This is a genomic window from Variovorax sp. 20P10.2.4 (assembly GCF_058244205.1).
Genome location: NZ_JBZAYE010000085.1, coordinates 1 through 18523, shown reverse-complemented (window position 1 = coordinate 18523; position 18523 = coordinate 1). Strand labels below are relative to the sequence as shown.

The 18523-nt window shown below is 66.8% G+C and carries 15 protein-coding genes and 1 pseudogene; 4 read left to right on the top strand and 12 right to left on the bottom strand.

Translation table 11 applies throughout. The features are described from left to right. Together AC27VN_RS11275 and AC27VN_RS11270 are read right to left on the bottom strand one after the other, a co-directional pair. Positions 1–236: pseudogene (locus AC27VN_RS11275) on the bottom strand (iron ABC transporter permease); the annotation flags it as partial. 24 nt (positions 237–260) lie between these two features. Next, positions 261–1274 carry an ABC transporter substrate-binding protein gene (locus tag AC27VN_RS11270; RefSeq protein ID WP_490876591.1) on the bottom strand — a complete coding sequence of 338 codons (1014 nt, stop codon included), beginning with the start codon at positions 1272–1274 and terminating at the stop codon, positions 261–263. Positions 1275–1425: 151 nt separating this feature from the next. Here AC27VN_RS11270 and zwf point away from each other — a divergent pair, with 151 nt between their 5' ends. After that, complete coding sequence (gene zwf, locus AC27VN_RS11265) at positions 1426–2895, top strand: glucose-6-phosphate dehydrogenase (RefSeq protein WP_296783216.1); 1470 nt, start codon at positions 1426–1428, stop codon at positions 2893–2895. Position 2896: 1 nt separating this feature from the next. Here the strand turns inward: zwf and ygiD are convergent, their stop codons facing one another. From ygiD to AC27VN_RS11225, 8 genes are all read right to left on the bottom strand, one after another. Then, positions 2897–3823, bottom strand: a complete 927-nt coding sequence (gene ygiD / locus AC27VN_RS11260; RefSeq protein WP_490876590.1) for a 4,5-DOPA-extradiol-dioxygenase — start codon at positions 3821–3823, stop codon at positions 2897–2899. A gap of 103 nt (positions 3824–3926) precedes the next feature. Next, entirely contained in the window at positions 3927–4955 is a 1029-nt protein-coding gene (locus AC27VN_RS11255; RefSeq protein ID WP_281077226.1) for an ABC transporter ATP-binding protein, read from the bottom strand. Beyond that, positions 4952–6022, bottom strand: a complete 1071-nt coding sequence (locus tag AC27VN_RS11250; RefSeq protein ID WP_209546478.1) for an ABC transporter ATP-binding protein — start codon at positions 6020–6022, stop codon at positions 4952–4954. Before AC27VN_RS11250 ends, AC27VN_RS11255 begins: the two co-directional genes overlap by 4 nt. 18 nt (positions 6023–6040) lie before the next feature. Beyond that, positions 6041–6952 (bottom strand): ABC transporter permease, encoded by a 912-nt coding sequence (locus tag AC27VN_RS11245; RefSeq protein WP_208508448.1) that lies wholly within the window; start codon positions 6950–6952, stop codon positions 6041–6043. A 160-nt stretch (positions 6953–7112) separates the two neighbouring features. Continuing rightward, positions 7113–8696, bottom strand: coding sequence for an ABC transporter substrate-binding protein (locus AC27VN_RS11240; RefSeq protein WP_093355484.1), 1584 nt, complete (start codon positions 8694–8696; stop codon positions 7113–7115). Positions 8697–8728: 32 nt separating this feature from the next. Then, positions 8729–10039: a M20 aminoacylase family protein gene (locus tag AC27VN_RS11235; RefSeq protein ID WP_256223084.1), complete on the bottom strand. Its 1311-nt coding sequence runs from the start codon at positions 10037–10039 to the stop codon at positions 8729–8731. A gap of 1 nt (position 10040) precedes the next feature. After that, positions 10041–11021 carry an ABC transporter permease gene (locus tag AC27VN_RS11230; RefSeq protein ID WP_490876589.1) on the bottom strand — a complete coding sequence of 327 codons (981 nt, stop codon included), beginning with the start codon at positions 11019–11021 and terminating at the stop codon, positions 10041–10043. 222 nt (positions 11022–11243) lie between these two features. Next, complete coding sequence (locus tag AC27VN_RS11225) at positions 11244–12524, bottom strand: porin (RefSeq protein WP_398498716.1); 1281 nt, start codon at positions 12522–12524, stop codon at positions 11244–11246. 280 nt (positions 12525–12804) lie between these two features. On the opposite strand from AC27VN_RS11225, the gene coq7 reads away from it, so the two are divergent. Further along, positions 12805–13434, top strand: a complete 630-nt coding sequence (gene coq7, locus AC27VN_RS11220; RefSeq protein WP_490876588.1) for a 2-polyprenyl-3-methyl-6-methoxy-1,4-benzoquinone monooxygenase — start codon at positions 12805–12807, stop codon at positions 13432–13434. Between the two features lie 12 nt (positions 13435–13446). Here the strand turns inward: coq7 and AC27VN_RS11215 are convergent, their stop codons facing one another. After that, a complete protein-coding gene (locus AC27VN_RS11215) occupies positions 13447–13896 on the bottom strand; it encodes an OsmC family protein (protein WP_057594099.1) in 450 nt (149 codons plus the stop codon). Positions 13897–14125: 229 nt separating this feature from the next. On the opposite strand from AC27VN_RS11215, the gene AC27VN_RS11210 reads away from it, so the two are divergent. Further along, positions 14126–15421, top strand: a complete 1296-nt coding sequence (locus AC27VN_RS11210; RefSeq protein WP_490876592.1) for a porin — start codon at positions 14126–14128, stop codon at positions 15419–15421. Positions 15422–15638: 217 nt separating this feature from the next. Here AC27VN_RS11210 and AC27VN_RS11205 read toward each other — a convergent pair whose 3' ends face one another. Beyond that, a complete protein-coding gene (locus AC27VN_RS11205; RefSeq protein ID WP_490876587.1) occupies positions 15639–16769 on the bottom strand; it encodes a hypothetical protein in 1131 nt (376 codons plus the stop codon). A 70-nt stretch (positions 16770–16839) separates the two neighbouring features. Between AC27VN_RS11205 and ilvA the strand changes: the two genes are divergently transcribed. Further along, positions 16840–18432 carry a threonine ammonia-lyase, biosynthetic gene (gene ilvA / locus AC27VN_RS11200; protein ID WP_490876586.1) on the top strand — a complete coding sequence of 531 codons (1593 nt, stop codon included), beginning with the start codon at positions 16840–16842 and terminating at the stop codon, positions 18430–18432. The last annotated feature ends 91 nt before the right edge of the window (positions 18433–18523 follow it).

Below are 18523 nucleotides of genomic sequence, written 5' to 3'. Positions count from 1 at the left end.
AGCCCGACGAACAGCCAGACGCGCCCCTGCGTGGCGGCCTGCATCAGGCCGTTGGCGCCCTCGGCGTTGCCGAAGACCTGCGGAACGGCCTCGTACCAGGTCGCATCCTGGATCGCATACCAGGGCAGCAGCAGGTAGGCCGCGAAGCCCAGCAGCACCCAGGCACGGATCCAGCGCTGGGTGCGCCGCGCCGCGGCCTCCGACGCCGGATTGCGCGGGACCGCCGCGCGGGGCAAGGCCCCGATGGAACGCGCTTCCACTTAACGCGGCAGCGAGTTGACGTCCTTCTCCCAGCGCGCGATCAGGCGGCGGCGCTCGGCGCTGGCGCCGTACTTGGCGTAGTCGTAGTCGATGAACTTGATCTTCTTGAAGTCGGGGATGCGCGGATCGAGCTTGGCGGCGGCATTGCTCGGCAGCTGGAACTGCTTGTTGGCGGCGCCGAGCTCCTGCGCGGCCGGCGTGAGCGCCCATTCGTAGAACTTCTTCGCGGCCTCGAGGTTGCGCGCGCCCTTGATGATGCTCATGGAGCCGATCTCGGCGCCGGTGCCGTCGCTCGGCGTGATGGTCTCGACCGGGAAGCCCTGCATCTTCTCGCCCGGGCCGTCGTGCACGAAGCTGATCGACACCGCGGTCTCGCCGCGCGCCACGGCCTTGATCGGGCCGGTGCCCGAGCGCGTGTACTGGCCGACGTTCCTGTGCAGCGCCTTGAGGTAGTCGAAGGCCTTGTCCTCGCCCATGAGCTGCACCAGCGTGGCGATCATGGTGTAGGCCGTGCCGCTCGAGGCGGGGTTGGCCACCTGGATGTCGCCCTTGTACTCGGGCTTGAGCAGGTCGGCCCAGGTCCTGGGCACCGGCAGCTTCTTCTTGGCCAGCAGCTCGGGGTTGTAGCCGAAGCCCAGCGGGCCCGAGTAGATGCCCACGGTCCTGTAGCCCGACTGCTTCGCCTGCTGCTGGGCCCAGGGGTGCAGTTGCGACAGCGTGGGCGACCTGTACTCGAGCGTCAGGCCCTGCTCGGCCGCCTGCAGGTGCGGGTCGCCGGTGCCGCCGAACCAGACATCGGTCTTGGGGTTGTCCTTCTCGGCGATGAGCTGGGCCAGCGCCTCGCCCGAGCCCTTGAGCGCCATGTTGATGCGGGTGCCGGTGGTGCGCGCGTACACGGTCGAGATCACGCTGCACCACTCGGCCTGCACCGAGCAGATCACGTTGACCGTGCCCTGGGCCGATGCCATCGCCGATCCACCCAGCAGCGCCGCCGCAACAAAAAGCTTCTTCATGGAGTTCTCCGCTTCGTTCAATAAAAAAAGGCCTCCCGGCCATGGGTTCAGCGTAGCTTTAGTACAAGTGCGAGGAATCGGTACAAGTACCATCGCGATTGGCGGGCCGGCACATTGCCTGCTCGCCCCAGACCCAAGGAAAGTGTTCCCCATGAGCTTCGATCTCGTTCTGTTCGGCGGCACCGGCGATCTCGCATGGCGCAAGCTGATGCCCGCTCTGTTCCAGGCCTTTCGGCACGGGAGCCTGCCGAAGGATGGACGCATCGTCGGCGTGGCGCGGGACAACCTGTCGGATGACCAGTACCGCGAGCTGATCCAGTCGCGCTTCAATGCCGTCGAAGGCGCCAAGCGGCCCTCGCCCGAGGAGTTCGAGAAGTTCGCCTCGATGCTGCACTACCTGCGCATGGACCTGTCGAAGCCCGACGACTATGCGCGCCTGTCCGACCTGCTCAAGCAGCGCGATGCCGACACGGTCGTGATGTATGTCGCCACCGCGCCGGGCCTGTTCACGCAGGTGGTCGAGCAGATCGCGGCCGCCGGCCTCAACGGCGCGCGCACCCGCATCGTGCTCGAGAAGCCGCTGGGCCACGACCTGGCCTCCAACCGCGCGATCAACGCCGCGGTGGGCAAGGTGCTCGAGGAGAAGCAGGTCTTCCGCATCGACCACTACCTCGGCAAGCCCTCGGTGCAGAACCTGTTCGCGATGCGCTTCGGCAACGCGCTGTTCGAGCCCATCTGGCGCCGCGAGCACATCGCCAACATCCAGATCACCATCGCCGAGGACCTGGGCGTGGAAAAGCGCGGTGCCTTCTACGACCAGACCGGCGCGCTGCGCGACATGGTGCAGAACCATGCGCTGCAGCTGCTGTGCGCCATCGGCATGGAGCCGCCGATCAACTCGCACGCCGACGCGATCCGCGACGAGAAGCTCAAGGTGCTGCGCGCGCTCAAGCCCTGGACGCCCGAGACGCTGGGCCTGCACACGGTGCGCGGCCAGTACACGGCCGGCACGGCCTACGGCGAGCGCGTGCCGGGCTACCGCGACGAACCCGGCGTCGACCGCGAGAGCCGCACCGAGACCTTCGTCGCGCTGCGCACCGAGATCGCCAACTGGCGCTGGGCCGGCGTGCCCTTCTACATCCGCACCGGCAAGCGGCTGGCCTCGCGCGACGCGCGCATCGAGGTCAACTTCCGCCCGACGCCGCACGCGATCTTCCGCGCACCGTCCGGCAGCGCGAACAAGTTCGTGATCAACCTGCAGCCCAAGGACGGGCTCGAGCTGCACATGCTCGCGCAGGCACAGGACAACCGCCGCAGCAACGGCCGCCAGGACAGCGCGCCGCAGCTCGCGCCGGTGCAGCTCGACCTCGACTTCGACAAGCGCTTCGGTTCCGAGCGCGTGGGTGCCTACGAACGGCTGCTGCTCGACGTGATCGACGGCCGGCTCAACCTGTTCGTGCGCAGCGACGAGCAGGAAGAGGCATGGCGCTGGGTCGAGCCGCTGATCGACAGCTGGGCCAGCGACGGCGGACCGCGTCCCTACGCGGCCGGCACCTGGGGCCCGAGCGCATCGAGCGCCATGATCGCGCGCGACGGGTTCTCGTGGGGCGAGGAGCAGTAACTCAGCCGAACTGCACGCAGCGCATGCCGAGCGTGCCCGACTGGAAGCCCTCGTAGACCGTCTTCGCGCGCTCGCCCGCCCCCGCGGCGCCGAGCGCGTAGAGAAACGGAAAGTAGTGATCGGGCGTGGCCACCGCGGTCGACGCGCCCGCGAGCCGCTCGTAGCCGATCAGCGCGCGGTCGTCGCGGCCGGCCAGCGCGGCCTTCACCGCATCGTCGAAGGACTGGGCCCAGGGCCGGCTCGCCGCCATGCCGTCGGGCGTGCCGCGGTCGGTGGCGCGCAGGTTGTGCACCACGTTGCCGCTGCCCATTACCAGCACGCCCTTGTCGCGCAGCGCGGCGAGGTCGCGCCCCACCGCGTAGTGGAAGGCCGCGGGCTTGTCGTAGTCGATGCTGAGCTGGAACACCGGCACGTCGGCCTTCGGATAGAGATGCTTGAGCACGGTCCAGGTGCCGTGGTCCAGGCCCCATTGCTCGGTGGCGACCACCGGTGACTGCTTCACCGCCGCGGCCGCCTCGCGCGCGAGCGCGGGATGGCCGGGCGCCGGGTAGTCGATGTCGTGCAGCGCCTGCGGAAAGCCGCCGAAGTCGTGAATGGTCCGGGGCCGGGCCTGCACGCCGACGCCGGTCGCGCCGCTGCTGAGCCAGTGCGCCGAGACGCTGAGGATGGCCGTGGGCCGCGGCAGTTCGCGCCCCCAGGCGGCGAGCCGGCGCGTGAATGCGTTGTCGGCCAGCGCATTCATCGGCGAACCATGGCCGATGAAGATCACCGGCATGCGCCGCGCGGGCGCCTCGCCGGCGGCCGACGCCGACTGCGAGAGCGAGGCCAGCGTACCCAGCACGGCGGTCGCGCCGAGCGCCGAGCCCATGAGGAAGCCGCGGCGGCCGAGCGCGCGCAGCGCGCCGGCGTCGGAAGGAAGAGGGGTCATCGGAAGGGGCATGGCGCAGTGCGGAAGAAGCCGCGCCACTGTGCCGCGATGCGGCGCGCCCGGCTGTGCCTTTGCGCACATCTTCGTGCGCCCGACCCGATCCTCAGATCCGGCCCTCCTCCGCCGCATGGCAGGCCACCTGCACGCCGCGGATGCTCTGGAGCTTCGGCCGCTCGGCCGAGCAGCGCGCATTGGCATGCGGGCAGCGCGGATGGAAGGCGCAGCCCGCGGGCGGATTGAGCGGATTCGGCACCTCGCCCTGCACCGGCGTGCGCGCGCGCCCCGTGTGCTTCATCTGCGGGATCGCGTCGAGCAGCATGCGCGTGTACGGGTGCTGCGGCGTCGCGAACAGCTTCTGCTTGTCCGCCACCTCCACCAGCCGTCCCAGGTACATCACGCCCACCTGGTCGGCCACGTGGCGCACCACCGCGAGGTTGTGCGAGATGAACAGGTAGGTCAGGCCCTGCTCGCGCTGCAGGTCCTTCATGATGTTGAGCACCTGCGCCTGCACGCTCACGTCGAGTGCCGAGGTGGGCTCGTCGCAGACCAGGAACTCGGGCTGCGTGGCCAGCGCGCGCGCGATCGAGATGCGCTGGCGCTGGCCGCCCGAGAACTGGTGCGGGTACTTGCTCATGTCCAGCGGCGACAGGCCCACCGACTGCAGCAGCTGGCCCACGCGCTCGCGCAGTTGGGCCTTGTCGCTGAGGATGCCGTGCTCGCGCAGCGGCTCGCCGATGATGTCCTCGACGATCCAGCGCGGGTTGAGGCTCGCGTAGGGGTCCTGGAAGATCATCTGGATGCGGCGACGCAGCTTGCGGCCCTCGGCGGTCTTGAAGGCCGCGTGCGCGTCCTGGCCGTCGAACTGCAACCCGCCGCGCGTGGGCGCGTACAGGCCCACGAGCAGGCGCGCGACCGTGCTCTTGCCGCAGCCCGATTCGCCGACCAGCGCGAGCGTCTTGCCGCGCTCGATCGAGAAGCTCACGCCGTCCACCGCGTGCAGCAGCACGCGCGGCTTGCGCTCGAGCACGCGGTTGAGCCAGGGCGGCGAGACGTCGAAGGTGCGCGCGAGGTCGTGGGCCACCACGAGCGGCTCGCCGCCGGTGGCCTTGCCGGGTTCGATCACGGCGCTCATCGCGTCACCTCCGCGATCGGTTCGGCCGCCTCGGGCGTGGCGCGTTCGCCGGCCGCGAGCGCGTCGTGATGCTTCGCCGCGATCTCGGCCTGGCCGGTGTGCGGATCGGTGGCGTCGTGCAGCCAGCAGGCGGCGCGCGTGGCGCCCGCGTGCATCAGTTCGGGCCGCTCCTCGAGGCAACGCGCGAAGGTGCGCGGGCAGCGCGGGTTGTAGGCGCAGCCCTTGGGGATCGCATTGAGCCGCGGCATCGCGCCGTCGATCTGGTTCAGGCGCTCGCGGTCGCTCGCCATGTCGGGAATGGACGCCATCAGGCCCGCGGTGTAGGGATGCGCCGCCTGGTGGATCACCTCGTGCACCGGACCGATCTCGGCGATGCGGCCCGCATACATCACGGCCACGCGGTCGCAGGTCTCGGCGATCACGCCCATGTCGTGCGTGATCAGCATCACGGCCGCGCCGCGATCCTTGCAGATGCGCTTGAGCAACTGGATGATCTGCGCCTGGATCGACACGTCGAGCGCGGTGGTCGGTTCGTCGGCCACGATCAGCTTAGGCTCGGCCGCGAGCGCGAGCGCGATCACCACGCGCTGGCGCATGCCGCCCGAGAACTGGTGCGGGAAGTGGTCGATGCGCTGCTCGGCGGCGGGAATGCCGGTGTCCTGCAGCAGGCCGATGGCGCGCTTGCGCGCTTCCGATTCGGTCACGGGCAGGTGGGTGCGGATGGTTTCGATGAGCTGCCGGCCCACCGTGTAGAGCGGGTTCAGCGAGGTCAGCGGGTCCTGGAAGATCGCGCCGATCTTGCGGCCGCGGATCGGCCGCATGGCGTCGAAGCCGAGGTTGTCGATGCGCTGGCCCTCGAGCAGGATCTGGCCGCCGGCCACGCGGCCCGGCGGCTCGAGCAGGCCGATGATCGAGGCGCCCGTGAGCGACTTGCCGGCACCCGATTCGCCGACCACGCCGAGGATCTCGCCGGGCGCGATGTCGAAGGAGATGTCGTCGAGCGCGCGCAGCGTGCCGCGGCGGTTCGGAAATTCGACGACGAGGTTCTTGACCTGGAGCAGTGTCATGGCGTGTCTCCCGCTTCTTCAGCGCAGCCGCGGGTTGAGCGCATCGCGCAGCCAGTCGCCCAGCAGGTTCACGCTGAGCGCGATCAGCACCAGCATCGCGCCGGGGAACACGGTGATCCACCATTCGCCCGAGAACAGGTACTGGTTGCCGATGCTGATGAGCGTGCCCAGCGAGGGCGAGGTCGGCGGCACGCCGACGCCGAGGAAGGACAGCGTGGCCTCGGTGATGATCGCAGTCGCGACCTGGATCGTGGCCAGCACCATCACCGGCCCGAGCACGTTGGGCAGCACGTGGCGCAGCATGATGCGGATCGGCGCGACGCCGGTGACGCGCGCGGCCTGCACGTACTCCTTGCTGCGCTCCACCAGCGTGGAGCCGCGCACGGTGCGCGCGTACTGCACCCAGCCGGTCAGCGAGATGGAGATGATGAGCACGCCGAAGGCCAGCGAATCGTTGGCATGCGGGAACAGCGCGCGGCCCACGCCGGCGATCAGCAGCGCGACCAGGATCGGCGGGAACGAGAGCATCACGTCGCACAGGCGCATGAGGAAGGTGTCGAGCCAGCCGCCGAAGAAGCCGGCCAAGAGGCCCAGCACGACGCCGACGAAGACCGACAGCACCACCGACACCACGCCGACGATCAGCGAGATGCGTGCGCCGTAGATCACGGCCGAGAGGATGTCGCGGCCCTGGTCGTCGGTGCCCAGCAGGTACTTGGCCGAACCGTCGGTGGTCCAGGCCGGCGGCAGGCGCGCATCGCCGAGTTCGAGCGACGCGAGATCGAAGGGGTTGTGCGGCGACACCCAGCCGGCGAAGGCCGCGCAGAACAGGCAGGTCAGCGCGATCAGCGCCGCGACGATCGCCACCGGCGAGGTGCGGAAGCTGTAGCCGACATCGCTGTCGAACCAGCGGGCTATGGTTCTTTTCATCGCCGGGCCGCCCCAAGAGGAAAAGCGGCCCCCTCGGGGGGCAGCGGACCTTGCGCAGCAAGGAGAGCGTGGGGGTTGTTTTTCATCGTGGAAGCAAAAGGAATGGGCCCGCAAGAAGCGGGCCCATGGGGTCAGGCCACGGGGGCTGCGGGAAGCCCCATCAGGGCTTGACGCTCATCCACTTGAAATACATGAAGTTGTCGGCCAGTTGCACCAGCTCGACCTTCTTGCTCACGCCCCAGGCCAGCGACTGCTGGTGCAGCGGCAGCGTGCCGACGTCGTCCGCGTGGATCTTGAAGGCTTCCTTGATCAGCTCGTTGCGCTTGGCCTTGTCGCTCTCGGACTGGATCTTCTTCGTGACCTCGTCGAGCTTGGGATTGCAGTAGGCGCCCAGGTTGAACTGGCCCGTGCCCTTGTCGTCGGGGCAGGAGGTCAGCGAGCTCAGCGCGTTGTGCGAGTCGTAGGTGGTCGGGGTCCAGCCCAGCATGTAGAAGCTGGTGTCGCGGCGCAGGATCTTCGGGAAGTAGGTGCCCTTGGTCTCGGCCACGAGGTTGATCTTGACGCCGATCTTCGCGAGATTGGCGGCCACGCTCTGGCAGATCTGGCCGTCGTTGACGTAGCGGTCGTTCGGGCAGTTGAGCGAGACCTCGAAGCCGTTCGGATAGCCGGCCTCGGTCAGCAGCTTCTTGGCGGCCTCGACGTCGAAGGGCAGGCGCTTGTCCTGCTCGGCGGTCCAGCCGTTGATGCCGGGGCCGACCAGCAGGCCGGTGGGCCGCGAGGCGCCGCGCATCACGGTGCGCTGGATGCCGGCGATGTCGATGGCCTGGTAGAAGGCCTGGCGCACGCGCTTGTCCTTGAACGGGTTCTTGCCCTTGATGTTCGAGTACTGCAGCTCGTCGCGCTTCTGGTCCATGCCCAGGAAGATGGTGCGCAGCTCGGGGCCGGTGATGACGCGCGCGTTGGGCGCGGCGTTGATGCGCGCGATGTCCTGCACGGGCACCGGTTCCATCACGTCGACCTCGCCGGAGACCAGCGCGGCCACGCGGGTGGCGGGGTTGGCAATCGGCGTGAAGACGATCTCCTGCGCGTTGCCTTCGATCTTGCCCCAGTAGGTGCCGTTGCGCGTGAACACGGTGCGCACGTTCGGCTGACGCTCTCGCACGCGGAACGGGCCGGTGCCATTGGCCTTGAACGAGGCGGTGTTCTCGATGCCCTTGCGGCGGTCGACCGGCTTGGTGGCCTGGTTCTCCTCGCACCACTTCTTGCTCATGATCATCGTCAGCGAGATCACGTCGGGCAGGATCGGGAACGGGCCGTTGGTCTCGATCTCGACGGCGAGCTCGCCGACCTTGCGCACGGCCTTGATCTCGCTGAGCGTGGCCTTCATGTCGGAGCCATCGCCCTGCGCGCGCGCGAAGCTGAACACCACGTCGTCGGCGGTGAACGGCGTGCCGTCGTGGAACACCACGCCCTTGCGCAACTCGAAGCGCCAGACGTCGGGCGAGGTCTGTTTCCAGCTGGTGGCCAAAAGCGGCGCGAGGCTCAGGTCCTTGTTGCGGCCCACGAGGGTTTCGTAGACGTTCGCCGTCACGCTGAGCTGCAGCGATTCGTTGAGCGAGTGCGGATCGAGCGACAGCGCGTCGCCCTGGTTGGCGATGCGGATGGTCTGCGCGCCGGCGACCATGCTGACGGCGCCCAGGGCGCACACGACCGCGGCCGCGGCCACATTTCTTCTGAGACTCATGGGAAACACTCCTCGGGTTGGGATCAAAACAATCAAGGCGCCGCGGTGGCGGCAGCTCTCTCGGGCTGCCCGCCGCGGGTCGCGGCGAGCGGCATGCCCTGCTCGATCAGGCCGGCGTGCAACGCGGCGCCGAGCGGCAGGATCTCATCGTTGAAGTCGTAGCGGCTGTTGTGCAGGAAGGCGCCGCGACGCGCGTCCTGGCCGATGCGCAGGTAGGCGCCGGCCTTCTTCTGCAGCATGAAGGAGAAGTCCTCGGCACCCATGCTGGGCTCCATGTTGCGGTCGACGTTGGAGGCGCCGACCAGCGACTCGGCCACGTCGGCCGCGAACATGGCCTCGGGCGTGGTGTTGATGGTGGCCGGGTAAATGCGCTCGTACTTGATGCTGGCGGTGGCACCGAAGCCCGCGGCGATCGAAGTGCACAGCTCGCCCAGGCGCTGCTCCACCTGCGCCTGCACGCGCGCGCTGAAGGTGCGCACGGTGCCGACCAGCGTGGCCTCGCCGGGCACCACGCTCATCGCGCCGAGGTCGCCGGCCTGCATCGCGCAGATGCTGACGACGGCGGCGTCGATCGGTCGCACGTTGCGCGACACGATGGTCTGGGCGGCCGTGATGATGTGGGCGGCGGCGATCACCGGATCGACCGTGAGGTAGGCATGCGCGCCATGGCCGCCCTTGCCCTTGATCTCGATCGTGATGCGGTCGGCCGCGGCCATCATCGCGCCGCGGTTGATGCCGACGGTGCCTGCCGGCATCGCGGGCCAGTTGTGCATGGCATAGACCGACTGCACCGGGAAGCGGTCGAACAGGCCGTCCTCGATCATCACGCGCGCGCCGGCGTAGCCTTCCTCGCCGGGCTGGAAGATCAGCACCGCGGTGCCGTCGAAGTTGCGCGTTTCGGCCAGGTAGCGTGCCGCGCCCACGAGCATGGCCGTGTGGCCGTCGTGGCCGCAGCCGTGCATCAGGCCCTCGGTGGCGGAGCGCCAGCCGAAGTCGTTGTCCTCGCGCATCGGCAGCGCATCCATGTCGGCGCGCAGGCCGATCATGCGGCCGCTGGCGGTGGAGCGGCCGCGGATCACGCCGACCAGGCCGGTCTTGCCGATGCCCTCGTGGATCTCGTCGACACCGCAGGCGCGCAGCGCCTCGCGCACGCGGCCCGAGGTGTAGACCTCCTCGAAGCCGAGTTCGGGATGCGCGTGCAGGTCGCGCCGGAAGGCCTCGATCTCCGGATAGAAGCTCGCGATGTGGGCGAAGGCGCGGCCGTTGGCCTGCAGGCGCGCGGCGGGCGCGGGAGGCGGCGCGGGTGCGGGTCGCGTTGCGCTCGTCTTCGAGGTGGCGCTCATGTCAGTGTCCTCCCGCCTTGCCGATGCGCAGCCGCGGATCGACCACGAAATACAGCAGGTCCACGACGAGGTTGATGGTGACGAAGATCAGCGCGATCAGGCACAGGTAGGCGGCCATCACCGGGATGTCGGCGAAAGTCACGGCCTGGATGAACAGCAGGCCCATCCCGGGCCACTGGAACACCGACTCGGTGATGATCGCGAAGGCGATGAGGCCGCCGAGCTGCAGGCCGGTGATGGTCATCACGGGCACCAGCGTGTTCTTGAGCGCGTGGCCGAAATGGATGGCCCGGTTGGAGAGGCCGCGTGCGCGCGCGAACTTGATGTAGTCGGTGCGCAGCACCTCGAGCATCTCGGCGCGCACCAGCCGCATGATCAGCGTGAGCTGGAAGATCGCGAGCGTGATCGCCGGCAGCACGATGTGCATCCAGCCGTCGGACTTGAGCAGGCCGGTGGACCACCAGCCGAGCTGCACGGTGTCGCCGCGGCCGAAGCTCGGGAACCAGCCCAGCGTGACGGCGAAGACCAGGATCAGCAGGATGCCGATCAGGAAGGTGGGCAGCGACACGCCGAGCAGCGAGACGGTCATGAAGACCTGGCTCATGAAGGTGCCGCGGCGCAGCGCGGTGTACACGCCCATCGGGATGCCGACCAGCAACGCGAGCAGCGCGGCGACCAGGGCCAGCTCGAGCGTGGCCGGGAAGCGTTCGCCGATCAGGCGCGAGACCTTGGCGCCCTGGCGCAGGCTCAGGCCGAATTCGCCCTGCGCGGCATTCACCAGGAAATGCCAGAACTGCACGAAGAAGGGACGGTCGAGCCCCAGCGCGGAGCGCATTTCGCGGATCTGCTCGGGCCGGGCGTCCTGGCCCAGCAAGAACACGACCGGGTCACCCACGTATTGGAAGAGAAGGAAGGCAATGAACGCGACCGCGACCATCACGATCACGGCCTGGATCAGGCGGCGCAGTACGAAGGCAATCATTCAGTTCTGAAAAAGAGCAGGCATGCTAGCAGTGCAAACTGCGTGCCCGCACGGGGGTTCCCCCGGGGTGCACGCGCTTGGTGCGTGTACTCTTTCGAGAGCGGCGCGAGGGTAACTCGACGGACCCGATGCGGATCGAAAGCCCATGAAAAAAAGCCGCTCGACTTGCGTCGAGCGGCTTCTTGATCTTTCGATTCGAAGCTGGCTTGCGCCAGCGTCAAATTAGAAAGCGTGACGGATACCGAAGTCGTAGCCGGTAGCGCTCTTCGGAGCGTACGTTTGGCCAGCGATCGTGCCGTAGCCAGGCGAGCCACCGGTGGTGATGCCCATGATGCTGTTGTTCTGACCGTTCTTGATGCTGATGCGCGACAGCGTAGCGTACAGAGCCGTACGCTTCGACAGGTTGTGCACGTAGCCCACAGCGAACTGGCTGGCGCGAGCGCTGCCGTCGTTGTAGAAGTTCAGCGGAACCAGAGCGCTGTCAGGCTTGAACTTGACTTGCGAGTACGAAGCGCGGATCAGGCCAGGACCGACGGGAACCGTCGCGCCGAGCAGAACGCCGTTGTACTTGTCCGACAGGCCTTGGGTGTAGATGAACGGCAGGCCCAGCAGCGTCAGCGACTGGTTGCGGTCATACGCATCCTTGACTTGCGAGATTTCGCCGAACAGCTTGACCGGACCGAAGTCGTACGAAGCGCCCAGGTTGAAGGTCTTCAGCTCGTCCTTCGAGTAGCCCGAAGCCAGGCCAGGCAGAGGAGCGCCGTCCTTGGTGTCGATGCCGTAGGCGGCAGCGACGTCCAGGGGACCGTTGGCGTAGCCGAAGCGGCCGCCGACGTAACGACCGCGCTTGCTCGGGCTGTTCAGGACTTCGTCCGACTTGACGTTCTCATGCAGAGCGTACTGGAACTGACCGTAGAAACCGCCCAGGTTCGGGGGCAGGAAGTAGGCGATCGCGTTGCTGGTACGGACATAGCTGTCCGAGCCGGCTGCACCGTTCGGTGCGCCACCGTGGACCGAAGCCAGGTTCACGTTGGTACGGAAGATCGCGCTGGAGCCCACGCCGTTGGTGCCGAAGGGGTCGAACACGGTGTCGTTCCAGAACGTGGCGGTGTAGTCACGACCCAGACGAATTTCACCGAAACCACCCGACAGGCTCACGGTCGAGCGGCGAGCGAAGTTGGAGATACCACCCTTGCCGTCGTCGTTCGTGATCGGGGCTTCGAGCCAGAAGCTGGCTGCCAGGCCACCACCGAGGTCTTCCGTACCACGGAAGCCGATGCGGCTGGAGTTGTAGCCCGAGTTCGACAGGGCGGTCTGGCTGCGCTTCAGCGAGCCGGGAACGCCGAACGGGGGGATCGCGAACGGGTTGGCGACGATCAGATTGCTCTTGGTCGAATAGCCGCTGACTGCAGCGTCAACCACGCCGAACAGCGTCACGGACGATTGAGCCGAGGCAACACCGGCAACAGCCAGGGCAGCCAGAGCAACTAGAGATTTTTTCATTGCAAGTTTCTCCAAGGTTAAACATAGGGCTCCGGCGCGAAGGGCTCACCGTGACTGGCACTTCTGTGCTCCCACCGGACCCCGGGCCAACCTCCTTTTGGGAAGTTGTCGCTATTGCACCAGAGCCGCTGCGGCAGGGCAAAACAATTCAGCCGAAATCTCCTACCCCCGCCGCGTTTCGTTGCAGTGATGCAACAGAGGGCTTAGGGTCTTTTGATCTCACGATATGAAACAAACTCACCAGGATCGGTGCTTTGGCAAGTTGCGTTCCAATCCCTTCATGACGACTTCGCTCGACCCCCTGCTGACCGCCGCCGATTCCGCGCTCCGGACGCTCTTCGCCCGTCCGCATGCCACCCGCGCCACCCCCGTCCCGAGCCAGGCGCCGGGGGAATTGAGCGACGTGGAGCGACGGGAAGCCGGCGCGCTGATGCGCGTCAACCATGTCGGGGAAGTCTGCGCGCAAGCGCTCTATACGGCGCAGGCCGCCGTGGCGCGCGACCCCGTGCTGCGCGCGCAGTTGCTCGAAGCGGCACACGAGGAAACGGACCACCTGGCCTGGACGCGCGAGCGCCTGGACGCGCTCGGCGCGCGGCCTTCGGTACTCAATCCGCTCTGGTACGCGGGTGCCTTCGGCCTGGGACTGGTCGCCGGACGGCTCGGCGACCCGCTAAGCCTGGGCTTCGTGGCGGAAACCGAGCGCCAGGTCGAAGCACACCTCGACAGTCACCTGGACCGGCTGCCGGCAGCGGACAGCGCCTCGCGCGCCGTGGTCGAACAGATGAAGGCCGACGAGGCCCGGCATGCCGAGAATGCCGTGGCGGCGGGTGCCGCGGAGCTGCCGCCGCCCGCCAAGGCCCTGATGCGCGTCGCCTCAGGGGTGATGACGACCGTGGCGCACCGGATCTGACCCCGGAAAGGATCAGGCTTCGATCAGGTCGAAGCTGGTCGTGATCTCGGCGGTCTTGGCCAGCATGATGCTGGCGGAGCAGTAGGTCTCGTGGCTGAGAGCAATCGCTCGCTCCACCGCGGAGGCCGGAATTCCCTTGCCGGCCACCGTGAAGTGCATGTGGATCTTGGTGAACACCTTGGGATCCTTCTCGGCCCGCTCGCTGGTCAGCTTGACGCTGCAGCGCTCGACCTGGTGGCGGCCGCGCTTGAGGATCAGCACCACGTCGTAGGCCGTGCAGCCGCCGGTGCCGGCCAGCACCGTTTCCATGGGGCGGGCCGCCAGGTTCTGGCCGCCGTTCTCGGGTTTCGCCGCGTCGGGCGCACCGTCCATCATCAGGACGTGGCCGCTGCCCGTCTCGGCCACGAATCCCATGGACGAGCGCGCACCCGCATTTCCGGTCCAACTTACAGTGCATTCCATCTTTTTCTGAACTCCGGTTCCGGATGTCTGGCAAAAATCACACCCGACATCGTTATCTGTGTGGGAAAAGCATCACTCGCTTGTTGCATCGCAACAAACAACCGATATACTTTATTTCATTGCGCACCCCGGTGCGTGCAAGTTGTCTCCTCCACCCTTCCAATTGGTGGATTTAGCCCCGAGCCGCAAGGCTTGGGGCTTTTTTCTTGGCGGCTCCCCCACTCTAGTCATCCGAGGCGCGGGCCACTCTAGCCAACCGCCTCGAAGGGCAGCTGCTCTGGCTGCCCTGGCTGTTGCCGGTGTTGCCTCGGCCCAGTCTTCCGTCACGTTGTTCGGTGTGGTCGATGCCGCAGTCAGCAACTATTCGACGAAGAGCAATCTGTACGCCGTCGACCCCTTCGCTATCCCGCTCGTCCCCGGCTCGCTCAAGCGCAGCCAGACCGCGCTGTCGAACTCGGGCTACAACTCCAGTCGCATCGGCTTCCGCGGCACGGAAGACCTCGGTGGCGGCCTGGCGGCCAGCTTCTGGCTCGAGGCTCCGATCTCCAACGACGACGGCAAGACCGGCATTGCATCTTTCGCACGCCGCTCCACCGTGAGCCTGTCGGGTGGCTTTGGTGAAGTCCGTCTGGGCCGCGACTACACCGCCACGTTTTGGAACGACACCGTGTTCGACCCGTTCGGCACCAATGGCGTCGGCACCAACATGATCAATCGCGTGAGCGCCGGTCTGACCAAGACGCACGGCGTCACCCCGAGCAACGCAGCAGACAACGACAACTACGTCCGCGCCAGCAACTCGATCGGCTATTTCCTGCCCCCGAACCTCGGCGGCTTCTACGGCCAGATCCAGTACGCGCTGCATGAAAACCCGAAGTCCAATGAACTCGATGGCAGCCCGAGCAAGAAGGGTCGCTACGTCGGTGGTCGCTTCGGCTACGCCAACGGCCCCCTGGACGTTGCCGCCGCCTACGGCGTCGACACCAAGGACAGCCTGACCGATCTGACCACTACCGGCAAGGATCGTCTCAAGACCTTCAACCTGGGCGTTTCGTACGACTTCGGCCCCGTCAAGCTGTTCGGTGAACTGTCGCAGGTGAAGGACTCGTTCAATCGCAACCAGTCGCTCACGCTGCTGGGCGTGCCGTTCATCTACACCCAGGGCCTGTCGGACAAGTACACCGGCACCCTGATCGGTGCAACGGTTCCCGTCGGTCCTGGCCTGATCCGCGCCTCGTACTCGCAGGTCAAGTACAAGCCCGATGACGCGCTGGTTCCGTTCAACTTCTACAACGACGGCAGCGCTCGCGCCAGCCAGTTCGCTGTGGGCTACGTGCACAACCTGTCGAAGCGTACGGCTCTGTACGCTACGCTGTCGCGCATCAGCATCAAGAACGGCCAGAACAACGCCGGCATCATGGGCGTCACCACCGGCGGTTCGCCCGGCTACGGCACGATCGCCAACCAGCTCTACGCACCCAAGAGCGCCACGGGTTACGACATCGGCATCCGCCACGCGTTCTAAGCAAGCCTGAAAGAAGCCGATTCCGATGCTGGCTCTCGCCAGATCGAATCCTTCCGCTCCAAAGCCGCCCGGTTCATACCGGGCGGCTTTTTGGTCGTATGTGCCGCGTGTTCTCTCGGCGCTCTTTCCGACGCCCCTCTTTCGGCGCCTGCTTCAAGCATTGGAGACGAGCGGCTTCAAGCAAGAACGCCTTGCCGCCCAGGCTTCTAGAGTCCTCTCACACCGTTCGCCCCCGCCTGCTTTGCAGCAGCCCCACATTCATCTCCCCATTGAGCACCGACGCATAGAAGCGCTCGACCATGTTGACGCTCGTGCGTGCATTGCGCGCCAGGGTCAGCATGTCGATGCCCTGGCCATAGAGCAAACGCAACGTGATGGCGGTATGACGCAGGCAGTAGAGCGTGCGATCCTGCCCCAGCGGCCCTTTCTCGATGCCCTCGACCTCGAGCACCCAGTGAAAGAGAAAGTTGAGCACCGCGAGCGCGTGCTCGCGGTTCTTGAGCTGCGGCAGGAAGATGTAGTCGTCCGCGCCATCGAAGCCGTGCCGCGCACGGTGCGCGACCAGGCGCTCGTAGACGCGCACCGCGGGCTGCAGGCTCACGATGGGCTGGCTGTGGCGCTTCGTCTCCGGCAGGTTCATGCGCAGGTAGACATGCTTCGCACGCACGACCTCGATGTGCTTGTGCTTCATGAGCTTGATGTCGCTCGGCCGCACGAAGGTGTTGACCATCCAGCGGATCAGCCACGGCATCTCGTCGGGCATCACCAGCAGTTCGCGTGCGATCCAGAAGCGTTCGCCGGGCGCCAGTGCATCGAGCACGGGATGCGACCGTCCGCGCAGCCTGCGCGCCGCGGCGATCAGCGCGCGGTACTCGGCCACGCTGAAGCTGCCGCGCGGCCGGCTGCGCACCTTCACCTTCGGAAACAGCGGCGCTTCGCGCAGCACGCCGATGTGCACGCCATGCATCACGACCTTGCGCAGCAGCACGAGGTACTGCGCGATCGTCGTGCTCGTGAAGCCCTCGTCGCCGAGTCGATCGATGAGCCGCTGCGCATCGCGCGTGGTGAAGGCCTGCGCGGGCAAGTCCCCCAGCAATGGAAGGACATGCGCGCGCAATCTGTTGCCCATCACCTGCCAGGTGGGCCGTCCGATCTCCCCACGTTGAACGCGCGCCGCCTCGGCGCGCATCAACTTTTCGGAAAGATCACTGACAGAAATTGATAACAAATTCTGTCCGTCTTTGAACTTTTCGGCGGCCGGTTGGACTGCGGGATAGGTGCGTCCAAAAAAACCGGAATCATTGGCGGCAGGCGCGTTGGGAAAGAGAGTTATGACATTTGTGTCCATGTCGTCTCCCGTATGCAATCCCGATGCCTCTTATCATTCGTTGTTAACAAAATTCTCCCCAGGAACAATCGTGCGCCATGCACCTCCGTCGGCACTGACACCTGCTGACTATCTCCGAAAAATTCTCAACGCCCGCGTGTACGACGTGGCGGTCGAATCGGCCCTCGAAAAAGCGCGCGCACTCAGCGAGCGTCTGGGCAACACCGTGCTGCTCAAGCGCGAGGATCAGCAGCCCGTCTTCAGCTTCAAGTTGCGCGGGGCGTACAACAAGATGGCGCACCTGAGCGCCGAGCAACTCGCGAACGGAGTGATCTGCGCATCGGCGGGCAACCATGCGCAAGGCGTGGCGCTCGGCGCGCGCAAGCTCGGCGCGCGCGCGGTGGTGGTGATGCCCGTGACCACGCCCAAGCTCAAGATCGATGCGGTGCGCGGCTTCGGCGGCGAGGTCGTGCTGCATGGCGACAGCTATTCCGATGCCTATACGCGCGCGCTCGAACTGCAGGCCGAACAGAAGCTGACCTTCGTCCATCCCTTCGACGATCCCGAGGTGATCGCCGGCCAGGGCACGATCGCGATGGAGATCCTGCGGCAGCACCAGGGCCGGCTCGATGCGGTCTTCGTCGCGATCGGCGGCGGCGGCCTGATCTCGGGCGTGGCCAACTACATCAAGGCCGTGCGTCCCGAGATCAAGGTGATCGGCGTGCAGATGAACGACTCCGACGCGATGATGCGATCGGTCGCGGCGCGCGAGCGCGTGACGTTGTCCGACGTGGGCCTGTTCGCCGACGGCACCGCGGTCAAGCTGGTGGGCGAGGAAACCTTCCGCGTCGCGAGCGACCTCGTCGACGACTACGTCCTGGTCGACACCGACGCGGTCTGCGCCGCGATCAAGGACGTGTTCGTCGACACGCGCAGCATCGTCGAGCCCTCGGGCGCGCTGGCAGTGGCGGCGATCAAGCAGTACGTCGCGCAGCATGGCCGCCACGGCGAGACCTACGCGGCCATCCTCAGCGGCGCGAACATGAACTTCGACCGCCTGCGCTTCGTGGCCGAACGCGCGGAAGTCGGCGAGGAGCGCGAAGCGCTGTTCGCGGTCACGATCCCCGAGGAGCGCGGCAGTTTCCGGCGCCTGTGCGAGTTGGTCGGCCAGATGCCGATCGGCGACGCCGACACGAACGCGGCCACGCCGGGCGGCGGATTGCGCAACGTGACCGAGTTCAACTACCGCATCAGCGACGCGGCCCAGGCCCATGTCTTCGTCGGCCTCACGACCTCGACGCGCGGCGAGTCGGCGGTCATCGCCAAGGCCTTCGGCGAGCACGGCTTCGACGCGCTCGACCTCACGCACGACGAGCTTGCCAAGGAGCATCTGCGCCACCTGGTGGGCGGGCGCACCGGCCTCGCGCACGACGAGCGCCTGCTGCGCTTCATATTCCCCGAGCGCCCCGGCGCGCTGCTCAAGTTCCTGAGCCTGATGCGGCCGAACTGGAACATCAGCCTGTTCCACTATCGCAACCAGGGTGCGGATTACGGTCGCATCCTGGTCGGTCTGCAGGTGCCCGCCGGCGACGGCGAGGCCTTCGATGCCTTCCTCGAGACGCTGGGCTATCCCTACGTGGAAGAAACCGCGAACCCCGCGTACCGCCTGTTCCTCCAGGCCTGATCCGAAGGCCCGAAGGCGCCACGGCGGCGCCCCTCCAAAAAAGAAAACCGGCGCGATGCCGGTTTTTTTCTTCCTGCCGAACGCGCGACGG